Genomic DNA, 15,340 nt, shown 5'->3' on the forward strand with positions numbered 1-15,340 from the left:
CGCAGTTGCCTAGGGCAACATGCGGGCCACCGCCCCGGCCGGGTTGAGGAACAGCAGGACCGGTGGGCCGGTGTTGGGCAGGATCTCTGTGTACGCCTGCAATTGCGGGGCGTAGTAGGCGACCCGGCTGTCCAACGCGGCCGCCGGTACGGCGTCGGTCTTGTAATCCACGACCGTGAGTCGGCCGTCGTCCTCGCGGTAGATCAGGTCGACGAATCCCTCGAGAACCGTGCCATCGGGCTGCACGGTGCCGACGTACGACTCGCGCCAGTGGTCACGCGCCGCGGCTCGTTGTACGACCTCCGCGGCGAGGGCCGACCGGACCAAAGCAGTCACGACATCGGTGTACTCGAGGACACCTTCGGCGAGGCACTGGGCCGCGACAGCAGACTCGAGACCGGCACCGGTGGACAGATCGACGACCTGCAGTACGCCGTGGACCGCACGTCCGATCGCGGTTCCGTACCTGCCCTTCGACCAAGGTGGTAGCTCGAGATCGCGCGGAGCCTTCGTCGTACCGGGGTCCGCCTCGGCCAACGCGGGACCGGTGCCTTCGAGGCCGGAGGCGCTTCGGGCCGAGGGTCGGCGACTGGCTTGGCGGGCGGCGGTGATCTTTTCGTCCCAGTCGCGGCGAGTCATCGGCGGCGTTATCTCCGACGTCGACCGCGGGTCGCGATCGGCCGCCGGCGGACCGTCGAACAGCGTGATGCCCGGGACCTCCGCAGCACCGGCGGACGCGAAGAGCTCGGCGTTGCTCGAGTGACGGCGCGTGCCCGACCGGTGCAGCGAGATGACCAGGTGGTCGCGGGCGCGGGTCGCGGCGACGTACAGGAGGCGGCGGCGTTCGAAGTCGTCCATCTGTTCGTCGACGGGCTGGACGAGATCGAAGTCCTCGGTCTGCACCGACGCCTTGAGCTTCACCGCATAACCGCCGTCCGGCGGCCAAAGCACCTGCACACCGCGCTGACGGTTCGGCGCGGCGGTCATGCCGGACAGGATGACGATCGGGAACTCAAGTCCCTTCGCGGCATGGATCGTCATCACCCGCACGGCGTCCGCATCGGTCTCGGGCAGAACGGCCTCGGCAACGCGCGAGGTCTCCTCGCCCTGGTGCGCGGCCCAGGCGAGATACGAGCGGAGACCGCCGTGCTCGACCTCGGACCAGGCGCGCGCCTGATCGACGACGAATCTGATCCGTCGCCACGTGTCGCGAGCGCGCGGCCCGATGGCCGCGACCTCGAGCATGCGGCGGTCGGCGACGATCTTGGCGAGCACTTCGCTCGGTGTGAGCCAGCGCGACGCGTAGTACGTGCGGCGCAACCACTCCATCGCCTCGCCGATCGGATGGGCCAGCAAGTCATCCGCAACCGGCGCGGTCAGCGTGAACGAACCGCCTGAGCGCTTCCAGGTGAACAGGTCGTCGTCGCCACAACCGAAGAGCGGCGAACGCAAGGTGGTGACCAGCGCGAGCTGATCGCTCGGATCGCCGAGCGCGCGGGCACAAGCGAGCAGGTCACGGACCTCGGCGGTCTGATAGACCAGCGAGCTGGCCTCAGCCCGATAAGGGATGTCCGCGCGATCCAACGCATCCTCGAGGAACGGCAGCGACGTCCGCGCAGGAACCAGTACGGCGATGTCCCCGGCCGCCGCCGGTCGCCAGGCCGACGTGCGCTCGTCGTACACGAGCCAGCCGTCGCGGAGCGCCTGCTCGACGGTCGCCGCGACATCGGACGCCTCGCGCTCGCGCAGAACCGAGGCCTGAGCGCGCGGCAGGTCGTCATGGGGGACAGCACCGAGGACTGTGACCGCGGGACCAGAGACAGAGTCGTCGTACGGCTCGGGCTCGGCCGGCGTGGTGTCGCCCGCGCGCCGGAAGGGCAGCACCGTGGCCAACGCAGGCTCCGACGGCTCCGAGGAGTCCAGGAAGTCGAAGAGAGTGAGCTCGTCGTCGGCGTCACGGGTGACGTTGGAAGGGAGCGGACCGGGTGGCGGAGGCGGGGCAGTGGTCGGCGTGGTCGTGCGGTGCGGCGTCAGCGCGTGGTACGTCGGCTGGGCCGCATCCTGAGGCTGGATCAGCGTCGTGAAGACGTGGTTGATCCAGTCGAGGACCGGCGGGACCGTGCGGAAGTTGGTGGTCAGCGTGACGGTCTCGCCGAGCAGGTCCTGCGCGGTCAGGTACGTCGCGATGTTGGCCCGTCGGAACCGGTAGATCGACTGTTTGGGGTCGCCTACCACGAACAGCCGCCCGTCCGGAACCTCAACGTCCCGCCAATCCGACGCGTCGCCGTCAGCGCCGGCCGCGATCCGCACCGCGAGCTCGATCTGGATCGGATCGGTGTCCTGGAACTCGTCCAGCAGGAGCCGCTCATACCGCTCGTGCAGCGCCGACCGAACCGCGGCATCCCGCCGGAGCAGGTTGCGCGCGAGCACCAGCAGGTCGTGGAACTCCAGTCGCCCCTCGGCCCGCCGTACCTCGGCCGACTCCAGCACCCGCTCCGCGATCCAGTGCGAAAGGTGCCGAAGGCAAGCATCGAGGAGCAGCTCGACGAGCGACCCCGCCACCTCGACGACCTCGGTGCAGTCACCGCGCACCTTGGTGATGTCGGGCCAGTTCTCCTTGCGGCCGATCCGGCCGATCTTCAACCCACGCAGCGTCTGCAGCACGGCGAGCTGCGTCTCCTGATCGGTCGCCGCGTCCAGCATCAGCCCCAGCTCGCGGATCTGGTGCAGCTTCGGCAGCAACCGATCCTCGGCATCCAGGCACGACGAGGAGGCCGCGCCAAGCTGGGCGGCGGCAGCGACCAGCCCGGTCAGATCCGGCATCGCGACCAGCTCCGGCGGATCGATCAGGACACGTTCGCCGATGAGGTCCCAGTCGTTGCCGAACAACCTGGCGAGCGATCGCAGGTGTTTCAGCTCAACCCCGACCGCCATCGCGAGCAGCAGCGGCTCGGCGATCGAGTCGTCATCCAGGAGTTGCTGCTGCAGCTCGGCCCATCGCTCCTCGAACGCGACCGACGACCCGACCTCATCCAGTACGTCGATCAGCGGCGGCAGCCCGGCCTCGATCGGATGGGCCAACAGCAGTTGCTGGGCGAACGCATGCAGCGTCCCGATCGAGGCCGAATCCAGATCGTCGAGTGCCTCGTCCGCGAGCGGTCCGGCCGGTCCCTTCCGCGCCTTCTCGAACTCGACCCGCAACCGGTCTCGCAACTCCGCGCCGGCCTTCTCGGTGAACGTCACGGCCGCGATCGTCCGCAGCGGGACGCCGTCGCGCAGGACGAGCGTGGTCACGCGGTCGACCAGCGCATGCGTCTTCCCGGACCCGGCCCCGGCCTCCACGAACAGTGTCGCGTCGGTGTCGGTCTTGATGCGCTCGCGGGCAGGGCCGTCGAGCAGTTGCTCACTCATCGCCCGCCTCCTCGTAGACCACCGGGTCGATCAGTCGCACCAGCCGCTCCAGCGTCGGGTCATGCCGCTTCCGATCCCAACGCGCGCGCACCTCGCTGTGCCCGAGCCCATCCGGGTTGCAGTACGGGCATTGCACCCACAAGAAGTCCGGGATCTCGGGCGCCTTCGGCGGGAACAACCCACCGGCGATCGACGACACGATCACGTCCAACGTCTCGACGTACCGGGCCTCGACCTCGGGGGTGAGCGGCACCGGGATCCGTTTGCCGCCGCGCCGGACGAACCAGTACGACGCCTCGACCGGGGTATCCGGTTCGCCCAGCCGGGCGCGCGCCGCATAGGCGTAGACCGGCAGCTGGAGTTTGGTCCCACCTGCCACCGGGTCGCTCTCGATGCCTTCGTAGCGCGAGAACCCACCTGTCTTCACATCGGTGACATAGATCGTCCCGTCGTGCCCGAGATCCACCTTGTCGGCTGAACCCCGCAGCAGCACCCGCCCCGATGGCACCGGAATCTCCACCGGCGGCTCACCGTCGAACCCGAACCGCAGCTCGCTGGCGACCACCGACGCGTCTCGCGACGCCCGCCACCGGTCATCGTCGGCCAGCAGCACCATCAGGTCACCTAGGATCCGCAGCCGCTCGCGCTGCCACAATCGTGGATGACCAGTCAGCCCCTCGGCCTGGAACTGGTCGGCCAGATCAGCACCGATCGCCAGCAGCAGCTGTCGCTGCTCAGCAGACCAGGGCTCGCCCCATGACGGCAGCGACCCGGCCAACCGGGACACGAACGCATCGAGGCTGTTGTGGATCAGATTCCCGATCTGGATCGGTGAGATGACGAGCAGATCCTCCGGCGCCTCGAGCGGCTCCACCTGAAGCAGCCGCTCGACGAAGTACGCATGCGGGCACGTCGCATACGCCTCCAACGATGTCGGGGACGCGATCCGATCCTCCACCGCATACTCCGGCAGCCCCGGTACGCCGGACAGGTCGCCGTCGAACCGCGTGAACGCCGGCGAACCGCGCCCCCGCAGCATCTCTCGGGCCCGCACGAGCACCCGGTCACTCAGCCACAGACCGGCCGCCGCGGACCGCACCTGCCACTCCTGCTCACTCGCCGGCATGGTTGCCGTCGTCAACGATCCCGCGTACGACGCCGAGGTGCGGAGCCGATCGCCGTACGCGCCCTGGTCCCAGGCGGTCGCGGCGAGCGCGTGGTCGCCACTCAGCTCCCGCATCGAACCGAGCAACCAACGAGTCGGCAACCGGCGCGACGATCGCCGCAGGTCGCCGCGCGGGAAGGAAGCCACCACCTTCTTTGCACCGGCCGAGAACGCGACCAGGAGATGCCGTTGCTTCTCGTCCAGCCGATCCCGGAACGACGCCAACTCCGGAGCCGCCGCCTCCCGAACCCGGTGCGGTAGCAGTGCATCCTCGTGCACGCGCCCCGGATACAGGTCCTCCGACAGCCCAACGACGTACACGATGTCGGCCGCCAGCCCGACACTCGCCGACAGAGGCGCAACCAGTACGCCGGTCCCGAACGTCCCGACCCGTGGCAACGACTGCTGCAACTCCAGATCCAGTACGTCGCGCAGCACCGCCAAACTCGCTGGTGTCCCGAGCTCGTCCAACGTGGACAGCCCGCGCAACGACCCTTCCACGGCCGCGGCGGCGTACTGCTCCTCGATCGGCAGGGACGAGTAGTCATCGCCGAGCAGATCCTGGAAGAGCTCGAGAACTCCCGCGGCCAACGCAGACCAGCTCTCCAGGCCTGCAATCGCCTTCAGCCGACGCCGTAGCTCGGAGGCGAAGCCGTGCAGCCGCTCAGCCCGCTCAGCGTTGGCGATGGCACGGCGGATCGCAGCAGGTCGCGGATCCTCGGCCGCCTCCTCCTGATCGGCCGTCCGGCGCTCCGACTCCGCATACCGCGCCAGCCGGGTGTCCCAGTCGTCCCCGCGCACCACACCGGCCGCGCGCGACATCCGCTCCCACTGCGGCACCGGGATGCGCTCGCCGGTGAAGTCCCGGGTCGGTGCGTTCGCCAGTGCGCGGAACACGTCAGCTCGGGGCAAATCCTGGTCGACGAGCGCGAGCACCTCGAGCAGGGTCCGCGCGATCGCTCGCTCGTGCACTGGCCTGGTCCCCGGCCCGTTGACGGCGATCCCCGCCGCCGCGAGGTGCTCGTGCAGCAAACGCGCGTACGGCGTGATGGCCGAATACAGCACGGCGATCCGGTGGGCCGGAGTCTTCTTCAGCGACTCGACCACGTCCCGCACGACACAGCGGATCTCGTCGTCGGCGTCGGATGCGTTGAGGATTTCGGTCGCGACCGGATAGTTCCGCGAGATCGACATCGGCAGGTCGAGCCCGATCCGCTCCAGCGAACGACGCACGGCCCGGTCGGCTCGCCGTACGTCGGTGAGTCCGACGATGACCGTTAGGTCGGCCGCCGCGGCCCCGAGCGCCTCGACGAAAGCGGCCTCGGCCTGAGTGAGCTCCTGCGGGAGGTAGAGCACGAGTGCGCCGAGCTCGCGGACGATCGCCGGCTCCGCATCGACGCGTGCCGACGCAGCCCGCAGCAGGTCGGTCTCGTCGTACCAATCGGTGCCGAGATCGGACCTGATCTGGCGATGTAGCCGAACGAGATCCGGGCCGAGCACCGAAGCGCCGGCGACCTTGCTCAACGCGGGCTCGGACAGATCGCGCAGCTCACGATGAGCTGAGGCAAGCGCTTGGATGGTGGACGGATGGTCGGCGACATCGGAGAAAATGCCCGGTGCCTTGGACAATGCGGTCCGCCAGGTCGCCGCGACGATCGGGCGCGTGGCCGGCCGGCGCGGTGACAACACACTCGCCGCGAGCTGCTCGGCCAACCGCTCGAGAGTCGCCAGGAACAACCCCGCGATCCCGGTCGTGGCGAGCTGCCGGCGGGCGACGACACCGGCCAGGTTGTTGGGTAGGAGCAGGGTGACAGGGGTCATCGGATCGTCGGCCTTGAGCCGCGTCACGACGGCATGCAGGCGGTCCAGGGCGGCCGCGCCGTACGCCGTACTCTCGATCCGGGTGGTATTCACCACGTCCCCCGATCTCTCGACTGTCACCGCAGACGGTAGACCCTGCCACGGACAAGTTTCGAAACGGCGCGAAACGCAGGAGTTTCTGCAGGGTTCGCAGCAGGCTCCGACAATGAAGAGATGACCAGGCAGACGGCGATCGCGCGGGTGCTGATGGTGGCTGTCTTCGCACCGTCCGGCGGCCTGTCCGGCAAGGGCGTCGCCGAGGCCGCACAGGGCCGGGAGTGGTGGCCGTGGATGGTCGCGGCGCTGGTCTGGCTGATCGTGTCGGGGTCGATCTCGATGGCCGTGACGAACCATTTCGAGCAGCACAGATAATGCTCCGATGGTCGCTGCAGTGCATCACGTCGAAATCTGGGTCCCGGACCTGACACGAGCCCAGAGCAGCTGGGGCTGGGTCCTGAATCGGCTGGGCTGGAAGGACGGTGACGGCTGGCCCGGCGGGATGACCTGGATCGCCTCCGACGGCAGTTACGTCGTGGTCGAACAGAGCCCCGCGATGTCGGCCGACGTCCACGACCGGCTCCGCCCCGGGATGAACCACCTCGCGCTGAACGCCGCCTCCCGCGCCGAGGTGGACGCGATCGTCGCCGAGTCAGCCGCGAACGGCTGGACGCTGATGTTCGCGGACCGGCATCCGTATGCCGGTGGGCCGCAGCATTACGCCGCGTTCCTGCACAACGAGGACGGGTACGAGCTGGAGCTCGTCGCCCCCAACTGAGGCCGCGTGACTGATGCGTGAGACTACTGATGCCTGGAGTGACCACTGGGACTACTGGTGTGACACAGTTGGTCCAGGCAGTAGGGGTCGCGGGGCAGAGGTGGAAGGACGGTGCTCGTGACGGAGAAGCCTGACGGGGAAAGTGCGCCCGGACCGGCCTCGGCGCGAGAGTCAGAAGCAGCACGGCAGAACGATCCGGCACCGGAGTTGCTGGAAGCGCGTATCCGTGGTCTCCAGCACGCATTGGGGCAGTTGCTGGAGCATGCGCGTCGGCTGACCCAGGGCGAACACCAGCGTGCTGTGCAGCAGCACCGGCAGCTCCAGGAGCAGACTGCGATCGCGCGGCGCGAGTCCCGGGCACAGGTCGATGCCAAGACAGCCGAGGCGCTGACTGAGGCCGAGCCGGCCGCACGGCTGCTCGCACACCGCCTGGCGCCCGGACTAGCCTCCATCCCGCCGAACGACGCGCGCTGGCGTTCGCGGCAACTCGTGGGCGCGGGAGCACCGCCGTACATCCGGGTCGGTGAGCTGGACGGCGGCGTACCGGTCGCCGTACCGCTGCTGCGGACCAACGGGTGGAAGGTGACTGCGGACCGCAACGAGTCCGCGCGCAGACTGCTGCAAAGCGTCGCACTGCGGCTGGTCGCGGCGGCCGAGCCGTTCCGGCTGCGCATCGACGCGTTCGACCCGAAGCTGACCGGCACCATGGGGTTGCTCGGCCATCTGACCACCAAGTACCCGCAGTTGGTGCCCAGGGCAACGCACACTGCGGAGCAGTTGCACTCGGTGCTGTCCGGCTTGGTCGATGTGTCGTCGCTGCGCGCCAGCAGGCAGGCGCAGCTCGGGCATAAGCGGTTCGAGGACCTGATCCGGGAGACCGGTCGCGTGACCGATCCGTACCGGCTCGTCGTCCTCTTCGACTACCCGTCTGGGATCGATCAGTTGGCGCAGCGCGACCTGCTGCGGCTCGCTGCGACGGCAGGTGAGCGGGGCATCTGTTTCCTCGTCCACCACGACCCGTCGTCTCCGGCCGAGAGTGACGTCGACACGAAGCAGTTGCTCGACCTGCTCGACGCAGTGGTGGTCACCGGCGACAGGGTCGAGGCTGCGACGCTGCCGGGTGTACCGGCCAAGCTGGACCCGGCCTTCGATGCGAACGTTGCCGCTGGCATCTGTGACGTCGTGGCCGAGCTGGCGGAGATCGCAGTCCTGCCGACCATCGACTTCGACCGGACGCTGCCAGACCGCTCGACCTGGTGGCAGCCGGTCACAGACGAGATCGGCACAGTCATTGGGTACGACGATCGCACGCCGGCGCTGGTGCGGTTGCGCAGTGGCAACCCAGCGCTGCCACATGTGTTGGTCGGTGGTGCGGTCGGTCAGGGCAAGTCGAACCTGCTGCTCGTGCTGATCCACGGACTGGCCGCGCGGTACGACCCGGTCGACCTGCAGATGTACCTGCTCGACTTCAAGCACGGTGTGGAGTTCTCTGCGCTCGGCCCGGCCGGAGAGCGTGAGCACTGGCTGCCCCACGTGCGGGTGCTAGGGATCCACAGTGACCGCGCGTTCGGTCTCGCCGTACTACGGCATCTGTCGGATGAGCTCGCGCGGCGGAGCGAGATCTTCAAGTCGCACGGCAACGTGGCGGATATCGCTGAGCTGGCTCCCGGACCGGACCGGCCGCCACGGATCCTCGTGGTGCTGGACGAGTTCCAGGTGCTGCTGGAGGACGACGACGAGCTGGCGGACGAGGCGGCCAAGCTGCTGGAGCGGTTGGTGCGACTAGGACGCGCGTACGGCGTCCACGTCGTACTGGCGACTCAGACGATCGAAGGGGTCAAGCGGCTGTCGACGCGGCGCGACTCGATCTTCGGACAGGTGCCGTACCGGATCGCTCTGAAGACCACTCCGGCGGACTCGCAGGCGATTCTGCGCAGTGGGAACACTGCGGCGGCAGAGCTGCAGTTCCGCGGTGAAGCGGTGCTGAACGCGAACTTCGGCTCACCAGATGACAACCAGCACGTGCTGGTCAGCTTTGCGGACAAGTCCGTGCTGGACGACCTGCGACGTGAGCTATGGCAACGAGCCGGTACGGCGGTGCATCCGCCGCGGGTGTTCCACTTGGCGGAGCCGGCGCGGTTGACGGACACGGCCGCTGCGGTGAAGCCGGAGCTCGGACGACCGTGGACCGGTCTGCCGATCGCAGTGACCGAAGAGCCGGTGCAGGTCGAGGTCCGGCCCGAGCCGGGAGCCGGCGTACTGGTTCTGGGCGACGGTCCGGCAGACGCGCTCGGCGTACTGAGCGGGCTGGCGTTGTCGACGGCTGGGGCTGCGGTGGAACCGCCGCGGTTCATCTTCATGGATGGGACCGACTCGTCGCCGGCTGTTGCGGACGGCAAGGGTGCGCTGATCCATGCGCTGCGGTCGCTCGGTTGTGACGTGGAGACGATCGACAAGCACGACGAGATCGCGCCCCGGCTGTTCACACTGCGGAACGCGCTACGGGACGGGCAGGTCAGCGGTCAGACGTATCTGCTCGGTTTTGGCTTCCATGGCGTGCCGCGGATGCAGCTGCATGCGGAGGGGTTCTTCGAGAGCCCGGCCAACGCGCTGCAGGACATCGTGCGCGACGGTCCGGCGCAGGGGCTCATCACCTTCGGCTGGTGGAACAGACTGCACGTCTGCACCGAACACCTCGGCTACGGCCGGGCAAACGTCGCCACGCACCTGTTCCTGCGGCATCCGCAGGACGGTGTGCGTGCGGTGTGCGGTCCGCTGGTCCGGTGGGCTTCGGAACCACATCGTGGGTTGCTGTGGGACGGACTGCATCCGGAGGCGCAGGTCGTCGTACCGTTCGCCGCGCTGCGGTCTGACGAGGTAGAGCGTGCAGTGGAGTTGGTGCGGCGATGAAGACGGAACAGCAGCAGTGGTCCGAGTACGCACGCGCCCTCAGGATCGTCGCAGGCGCCCGTACGGACGCACAGCAGGCGCAGGACCGGTTGACCGCCACCAAGTCCCGTGCCGAGGCCGCAGCGCAGGCCGAGGCCGCTGCGATGGCAGAGCGCGGGCGGCAGGTCGAAGAGCGGCTCAATGCGCTAGCTGAGAAGGCTGCGGTCAGTCTGCAGCGCGCTGGGCTGCCTGCTGACGGGCGGCGAGTGAACATCCCGTCGCCGGAGATCCGCGGTCTGACTGACCTGGAATCGGCAGCTGCTCGGCTGACCAAGCAGTTGGGCGAGGCGGTCGACCAGCTCGAGGAAGTCCGAGCACAGGGGCGTGCGCTCCAGGAGCGACGCAAACGACGTACGATCAGCGCCGTCCTGACGCTGGTCGGGTTCGTGCTGGTGTGGATCCTCACCGGCTCGTTCCTGGCCGGTGTCGAGGCTGCGGCGATCGGTGCGGTCACCATGCTGGCCGCATCACGAGTGCTGGGGCTGCCGAGGCTGCCAGGTGCTCGATGGTGGGGATGGGGCGGTGCGGGCGTGGTCGTGGTCGCGATGGCGGCAGGGCTGCCCTGGTGGCTTGCGATCCTGGTACCGGTGGTCGTGGCCGGTACGGCGATCGTGCTGCCGAAAAAGCGCAACTGACATAGGAGTGGGTTCAGGTGTCCGACGTACAGCGGCTCAAGGAACAGCTGTTTCAGGTCTCGATGGAGGCCAAGCAGGCAGCGGGCGGGCTGGCCGGGTTCAAACTGCGGTTCACCCAGCACAGCCAGCAGGTCGAGAGCCTGATCGCTGGTACGGCGACCGGGGTGGACCGCGACATCTCGGAGATCCTGGATGCCGCCGGCAAGGCCGTGGAGCAGGCCGCGGAGGCGCTGGAGATCGCCTCGGCCGGATGCAAGAGCTACGCCGACCAGATCTGATCTCACATGCCCTCGGACCTGCAGCGGGTAGCCCGTGGGCTGGTCGACTGCCTGGACGAAGTACCGCAGGTGCTGCTGCATCTGCAGCGGGTCGCTGTCCGTTGCCGTGAGAACGCGGCGGTAGCGGCGCAGGGTGGTGCGACTGTGGCTGCGCATCAGTTGGATGCTGCGGCGCGTGCATGTGAGGCGGCCGCGCACTACCTGTCGATGGCGCCGCCCAAGGCGCGGGTGTGGGCTGACCGGTTGGTCGGGGGTGGGTCGGGTACGGATCGGCCGTCGTCGGACTCGGCGGACCGCAATCGCGCGACTGGTGGTACTGGTGACGTGGTCGAACGCGACACCCGCGGCCGCACCAAACGCCTCACCGCAACCTTCGAGGACATAGAAGTTGCCGACGACAACGAACCGCCCCTGATCGCGGTCGCCCGCAAAGCCTTCGAGAAGTTCCGCAAGGACCACGAGAAGGACGACGAGCAGAACCCCAACCCCGAAGAACCCCTCGAGGTCGAGATCCTCGTCACCGAAACCGGCGAGTTCGAGATCGAAGAACGCACCGAGAAGGAAAAAAAGGAAGAGGAGAAACGCCACGAACGCCTCCTCGCCGACCACGAATTCCTGATCGACCTCGAAGAACCCGTCAAACGCCTCCTCGAAGCCATGGCCGAGTCCGCTGAGCAGTCCTGGGACCACGCCACCTTCACCATCACCCCCACCACCATCGAAGCCACCTTCGACTACCCCGAACACGACAAGCCCCAACCCCTAGTCGTAGACATCAACCTCCCGCCCCTCAAGCCCGACGTACCCGACTTCGACCCAGCCTTCGACCTCCGCCCCCTGGAGTTCGACTTCGCCCCGGGAGTCCACGATCGGCATGGGCAGTTCCTGCCGAAGGAGCGTTACCTCGCCGAACGGCTCGTCGAAGAAGGGTGGCGAGTGGATGCCCGTCCCGAGGACTACACCGTGAAGGGGAGGGCGAATCCCGACGCCACCCTTCGCCGCCATCGCGCCGACGAAGGCCACATCATCGAGTTCAAGACCCTGCGGGAGGCGTCGACGACGGCCGTGAAACGTAGCATCCATACTGCGCTCAAGCAGCTCAAGGACATCGACTCCGGTGGCGAGGTGTTCATCGACGGCCGGGCAGTCGACCTGCGGGAGGCAATCGCCGAGCAGGGATTCCGGCGCGCCTGTGGTCAGCCCGGCACCTCCGTTTGGGGCCCTATCCATGTCATTCTCGGTGACGGTCGCATGGTCACCTGGACAAAGGAGCAGTGATGTCATCCGACGACAACGTCTTTCTCGACGTCGCAGTTGAGGACGTCGCGGTCTGGCTGCCTTCGACCCTCGGAGCGGCACCGGTCGAGGATTCGTCGCTGGACCCGGGGGAGCAACTGTTCGTCGTGGACGCCGTCACGGTGGATCGGCAGCTGGCGCTCCTGCTGGCGCCGAACAACTACGGGGACGTCGACCCGGAGCCCGAGGACATCTCGGCGATCGACGACTACGCCGCTGACCTGCATGTGCGGCTGGTCGGGCCGAAGGATGAGGACGTCCAGCGCCGCGAGTGCCGGGCGATCTTCGACCGCCTCGTAGCCGCTCACCCCGAGGTTCCCATGCTCCTCGTCGAGAACCTGTCGAGACTGTCTGCGGCCCACCTGCCTGGAGCGGGCACCCACGACTTCAAGGAGTCCATCAGTCCCGACTACCCGCACCTGGAGACTTGGCGCCCTTGGGTGCGTGGCTGGCGCGAGGGGCGCTAGCGACCTCGGTGGGGTGGGGCGGACGTGTGCCACTCACCAAGTCCGATTGGGGGCGGGTGGTGGCGGGTTGGTGAGCGTGGGGGAGTTGGTGGGGCGGAGGTTGGTGAGTGGGGGCGGTCCGCAGGACGCGGGCGGGGCGGGTTCGAAGGGGTGTTCGGGTGGGGTGGTTGAAAAAGATTTGGGGGATCGCGTCATAAAGCTGTGTGGGGGCCGTCACTTCCTGTGAACCCATCCCTCCAGGGAAGTGGAAGTGATCGACGTGAACCGTAGGTCTTGGAAGCCGCTGATGGGAACGACCTTGACTCGCCGGGTGCATTGAGATGGCCGGCGATCCTGGTCCGCAACGGTGTCGCGTGCGGGTGTGGTTCGGGGACCACGTCGTCGCGGATTACAGTGCCGAGGCCGAGTTGGCCGAGCGGTATGCGGAGGCTATGGCGCGGCGGTTCGCTGGGTTGAAGGTGACCAGCGATCCGATTCCGGTGGCTGATCCGGGGAAGTACCGGGCGTTGCCGGGGGAGCGGTTGTGGGAGGTTGCGCCGAAATGAGCTCTCGTCGGTTTCGGCTGATTCGGCATCATGATGTTTCCGGGGTGAGTGGGACCGGGCCGGTTGCCGAGGGGGTGCAGTTCACCGACGGGGCGGTGGCGCTGCGGTGGTACGGCGATTATCCGACCACGACTGTGTGGGACGGGATCGAGTCCGTTGTCGCGATCCACGGGCATGGCGGGGCTACTGAGGTCGAGTGGCTTGATGACGAGTCGGGGCCTGATCCGGGGCCGGCGCTGCCGCCGCGGGAGACGCTGGCGGCGCGACCTTGGCCGGATCTGCACTCGGCGCCTGAGCCTGAGGACCCTGACCCCTTGCACCACGAGCGCGACCAGGGCTCGTACGGCGGTGCGCCGCCGGGCAGCTGGTCGTCGTACCGAGTCTTTCGCTGAACCCACAAAGCAAGGTCCGGGTCCGGCGCCGCGGATCCGGGCCGGTACCACCGCCCCCAGTCTCGGGCCCAGCCGAATGCGAGTCCGGCTGGGCCCGAGCCCTTCAGCTGAAGTTGGCGTCGCGGACGATGTCGAGGTCGTAGAACGTCGTCGGACCGTCGCACAGCTCCATCAGGCCGGCGGCGAATTCGCCGGTGTCGGAACGGGCCGAGTTCTCCATCGCTTCCTCGTACGACGCGAACTCGACGACCGCGAAGTAGCGTCCGGACTCGTTGCGGTCCGAACACATGATGGAGCGGATCGGGCGCGGACCGTCGCCGCCCGCTTCGCGCTTTGCCTGGTAGTCATCGGCCAGCGCCGCAACCTCGTCCGGTTTCGAGGTCCGGTACTCGATGATCTGAACGAAACCAGCCATGTCTCCCCCTTGCCCAAGGCACCCGTTCTCGGATGCCGCTCACTGCCGACACTGCGCCCGGATCGGGCCGTCGGCAAGGGTTCGGGCCTTACGGCATGCTTTCTGCCCTCGGCTAAGGGACTTGGGAATTGTCGGCGGGGCCTGATTGGCTTACCTGCATGGAGATTCTGATCCTTGGCGGGACGGCATGGCTGGGGCGTGAGCTCGCGACGCAGGCGCTGGCGCGTGGGCATTCGGTGACCTGTGTGGCACGGGGTGAGAGCGGCGGGGTGGCCGAGGGGGCGGAGTTGGTGGCCGTCGACCGGAGCCTTCCGGACGCGTACGACGCGGTGCCGGCGCGCGAGTGGGATGCCGTCTTCGAGGTGTCCTGGCAGCCGGGGTTCGTGCGCGGGGCGCTGGCGGCGTTCGGGCCGCGGGCGAAGCACTGGACGTATGTGTCCTCGGTGAACGTGTACGAGAAGTTCGATACACCGGGAGCAGATGAGAGCGCGGCATTACGGGCGCCCTCCGAGAGTGACGTCGTCGAGCGGGAGCAGTACGGCGAAGCGAAGGTGGCCTGCGAGCTCGCATCGGTTGACGCGGTCGGGGATCGCCTGGTGATCGCGCGGGCGGGGCTGATCGGTGGGCCGGGTGACCAGAGTGATCGGTCTGGGGCGTGGGTGGCGCGCGCTGCGCTGGAGCCGTCGGAGCCGCTGCTCGTCCCGGACTCACCAGACCTGCCGACGGCGGTGATCGATGTGCGTGATCTCGCCGCGTGGTTGCTGGACTGCGCCACCGAGGGTCGCACCGGCACGTTCGATACCCGCGGCCCGATCGTGCCGTTCGGTGAGTGGATCGAGCTTGCGCGGGAGGTCGGCGGTCATACCGGGCCCGTGGTCCTCGCGAAGCCGGAGTGGCTGGAGGAGCGGAAGGTCGAGCAGTACATGGGGCCCGAGTCGCTCACGATGTGGATGACCGACCCCGAGTACGCCGGTTGGTCCTGCCGGAGCGGGGTTGCGGCGGAAGCGGCCGGGCTGGTGCATCGGCCGCGCCGGGAGTTCCTGGCCGACGCGCTCGCCTGGGAGCGCGAGTTGGGTCTGGACCGGGAGCGCCGCGCCGGTCTGACCCTCGGACGGGAGAAGGAGTTGATCGCGGCGCTGGAGGAGTAGAAGG

At 68.1% G+C, this 15,340-nt stretch carries 13 protein-coding genes; 10 read left to right on the forward strand and 3 right to left on the reverse strand.

All coding sequences use genetic code 11. The annotated features are described in order from the left end of the window. Positions 1-9: 9 nt before the first annotated feature. A complete protein-coding gene (locus ACFTSF_RS32595; protein ID WP_380158347.1) occupies positions 10-3,411 on the reverse strand; it encodes a UvrD-helicase domain-containing protein in 3,402 nt (1,133 codons plus the stop codon). Further along, positions 3,404-6,517 carry a PD-(D/E)XK nuclease family protein gene (locus ACFTSF_RS32600; protein ID WP_380158349.1) on the reverse strand — a complete coding sequence of 1,038 codons (3,114 nt, stop codon included), beginning with the start codon at positions 6,515-6,517 and terminating at the stop codon, positions 3,404-3,406. The genes ACFTSF_RS32595 and ACFTSF_RS32600 overlap by 8 nt, the downstream gene beginning before the upstream one ends. 93 nt (positions 6,518-6,610) lie before the next feature. Here ACFTSF_RS32600 and ACFTSF_RS32605 point away from each other — a divergent pair, with 93 nt between their 5' ends. The 9 genes from ACFTSF_RS32605 to ACFTSF_RS32645 all read left to right on the forward strand — a co-directional run bounded on the left by ACFTSF_RS32605 (position 6,611) and on the right by ACFTSF_RS32645 (position 13,773). Beyond that, the gene (locus ACFTSF_RS32605; protein WP_380158351.1) at positions 6,611-6,808 is read left to right on the forward strand and encodes a hypothetical protein; all 198 of its coding nucleotides are present in this window, start codon (positions 6,611-6,613) and stop codon (positions 6,806-6,808) included. Positions 6,809-6,815: 7 nt separating this feature from the next. After that, entirely contained in the window at positions 6,816-7,211 is a 396-nt protein-coding gene (locus ACFTSF_RS32610) for a VOC family protein (RefSeq protein ID WP_380158353.1), read from the forward strand. Between the two features lie 117 nt (positions 7,212-7,328). Further along, positions 7,329-10,121 (forward strand): FtsK/SpoIIIE domain-containing protein, encoded by a 2,793-nt coding sequence (locus ACFTSF_RS32615; protein ID WP_344161985.1) that lies wholly within the window; start codon positions 7,329-7,331, stop codon positions 10,119-10,121. Beyond that, positions 10,118-10,795, forward strand: a complete 678-nt coding sequence (locus tag ACFTSF_RS32620; RefSeq protein WP_344161988.1) for a hypothetical protein — start codon at positions 10,118-10,120, stop codon at positions 10,793-10,795. Before ACFTSF_RS32615 ends, ACFTSF_RS32620 begins: the two co-directional genes overlap by 4 nt. 17 nt (positions 10,796-10,812) lie before the next feature. Continuing rightward, on the forward strand, positions 10,813-11,073 hold the full coding sequence (locus ACFTSF_RS32625) for a hypothetical protein (RefSeq protein WP_132414728.1): 261 nt from the start codon (positions 10,813-10,815) through the stop codon (positions 11,071-11,073). A 6-nt stretch (positions 11,074-11,079) separates the two neighbouring features. Then, a complete protein-coding gene (locus ACFTSF_RS32630; RefSeq protein WP_380158356.1) occupies positions 11,080-12,351 on the forward strand; it encodes a hypothetical protein in 1,272 nt (423 codons plus the stop codon). Then, complete coding sequence (locus tag ACFTSF_RS32635; protein ID WP_380158358.1) at positions 12,351-12,836, forward strand: hypothetical protein; 486 nt, start codon at positions 12,351-12,353, stop codon at positions 12,834-12,836. Before ACFTSF_RS32630 ends, ACFTSF_RS32635 begins: the two co-directional genes overlap by 1 nt. 353 nt (positions 12,837-13,189) lie before the next feature. Further along, entirely contained in the window at positions 13,190-13,381 is a 192-nt protein-coding gene (locus ACFTSF_RS32640; RefSeq protein WP_344162000.1) for a hypothetical protein, read from the forward strand. Between the two features lie 44 nt (positions 13,382-13,425). Next, positions 13,426-13,773, forward strand: coding sequence for a hypothetical protein (locus ACFTSF_RS32645; protein ID WP_344162003.1), 348 nt, complete (start codon positions 13,426-13,428; stop codon positions 13,771-13,773). Positions 13,774-13,876: 103 nt separating this feature from the next. Here the strand turns inward: ACFTSF_RS32645 and ACFTSF_RS32650 are convergent, their stop codons facing one another. Beyond that, on the reverse strand, positions 13,877-14,188 hold the full coding sequence (locus tag ACFTSF_RS32650) for a hypothetical protein (RefSeq protein WP_344162006.1): 312 nt from the start codon (positions 14,186-14,188) through the stop codon (positions 13,877-13,879). A 158-nt stretch (positions 14,189-14,346) separates the two neighbouring features. Here ACFTSF_RS32650 and ACFTSF_RS32655 point away from each other — a divergent pair, with 158 nt between their 5' ends. Further along, complete coding sequence (locus ACFTSF_RS32655) at positions 14,347-15,336, forward strand: oxidoreductase (protein WP_380158360.1); 990 nt, start codon at positions 14,347-14,349, stop codon at positions 15,334-15,336. Positions 15,337-15,340: the final 4 nt, after the last annotated feature.

It is taken from the genome of Kribbella sp. NPDC056951, assembly GCF_042674205.1.
GTDB lineage: Bacteria > Actinomycetota > Actinomycetes > Propionibacteriales > Kribbellaceae > Kribbella > Kribbella yunnanensis.